2 protein-coding genes are annotated in these 916 nt (G+C 46.6%); both read right to left on the bottom strand.

The features are described 5' to 3' along the window. Positions 1–595, bottom strand: a 595-nt coding sequence (locus GMC_RS23360; protein ID WP_010520567.1) for a ParB/RepB/Spo0J family plasmid partition protein, incomplete at its 3' end; no start/stop codon positions are given. Continuing rightward, positions 595–916: hypothetical protein (locus GMC_RS23355; protein WP_010520566.1), on the bottom strand; the 322-nt coding region annotated here is incomplete at its 5' end. The genes GMC_RS23355 and GMC_RS23360, both read right to left, overlap by 1 nt.

Here is a 916-nt window from a genome sequence, read left to right as displayed (position 1 = left end):
TGTTGATACAGCGGGTAATAATCTTACGTGAAATATTTTCCGCATCAGCCAGCGCAGAAATATTTCCAGCAAATTCATTCTGCAATCGGCTTGCATAACGCTGACCACGTTCATAAGCACTTGTTGGGCGATAATCGTTACCCAATCTGGATAATGCAGCCATCTGCTCATCATCCAGCTCGCCAACCAGAACACGATAATCACTTTCGGTAAGTGCAGCAGCTTTACGACGGCGACTCCCATCGGCAATTTCTATGACACCAGATACTCTTCGACCGAACGCCGGTGTCTGTTGACCAGTCAGTAGAAAAGAAGGGATGAGATCATCCAGTGCGTCCTCAGTAAGCAGCTCCTGGTCACGTTCATTACCTGACCATACCCGAGAGGTCTTCTCAACACTATCACCCCGGAGCACTTCAAGAGTAAACTTCACATCCCGACCACATACAGGCAAAGTAATGGCATTACCGCGAGCCATTACTCCTACGCGCGCAATTAACGAATCCACCATCGGGGCAGCTGGTGTCGATAACGAAGTATCTTCAACCGGTTGAGTATTGAGCGTATGTTTTGGAATAACAGGCGCACGCTTCATTATCTAATCTCCCAGCGTGGTTTAATCAGACGATCGAAAATTTCATTGCAGACAGGTTCCCAAATAGAAAGAGCATTTCTCCAGGCACCAGTTGAAGAGCGTTGATCAATGGCCTGTTCAAAAACAGTTCTCATCCGGATCTGACCTTTACCAACTTCATCCGTTTCACGTACAACATTTTTTAGAACCATGCTTCCCCAGGCATCTCGAATTTGCTCCTCCATCCACGGGGACTGAGAGCCATTACTATTGCTGTATTTGGTAAGCAAAATACGTACATCAGGCTCGAACCCTTTAAGATCAACGTTCTTCGTGTCTGAT

Origin of the sequence: Aquimarina agarivorans (assembly GCF_000218485.1) — a bacterium.
GTDB lineage: Bacteria > Bacteroidota > Bacteroidia > Flavobacteriales > Flavobacteriaceae > Aquimarina > Aquimarina agarivorans.
Note: the sequence above shows the minus strand (reverse complement) of the source record. Positions and strands in the feature narration are given on the sequence as shown.